Raw genomic sequence first — 405 nt, 5'->3', positions numbered from 1 at the left:
GCTACCACGTGGACGACCCCGAGCGCTTCGGCGTCGTGGAGTTCGACGGCGAGGGGAGGGCCGTCTCCATCGAGGAGAAGCCCGCCGAGCCCAAGAGCTCCTACGCCGTCACCGGCCTGTACTTCTACCCGGGCGACGTGTCCTCCCGCGCCGCCGAGGTGAAGCCCTCCGCACGCGGCGAGCTGGAGATCACCACGCTCAACCAGATGTATCTGGAGGAGGGGACGCTCTCCGTGGTGACCCTCGGCCGCGGCTACGCGTGGCTGGACACCGGCACCATGGAGTCGCTCCACGAGGCGGCGGAGTTCGTCCGCGCCGTCGAGCACTCCCAGGACCTACCGGTCTCGGTGCCCGAGGAGATCGCCTGGGAGAACGGCTGGATCACGACCGCCGAGCTGGAGGAGG

Annotated in this window: 1 protein-coding gene; it reads left to right on the top strand. The window is 69.6% G+C overall.

The genetic code is table 11. The annotated features are described in order from the left end of the window. A partial coding sequence (locus tag LK493_RS10110) for a sugar nucleotidyltransferase (protein WP_265333368.1) occupies positions 1 to 405 on the top strand: 405 nt, incomplete at both ends.

The sequence above is a fragment of the Collinsella aerofaciens genome, assembly GCF_020709435.1.
GTDB lineage: Bacteria > Actinomycetota > Coriobacteriia > Coriobacteriales > Coriobacteriaceae > Collinsella > Collinsella aerofaciens_AU.
The sequence above is the reverse complement of the archived record's forward strand: the minus strand, read 5'-3'. Positions and strand labels throughout refer to the sequence as shown.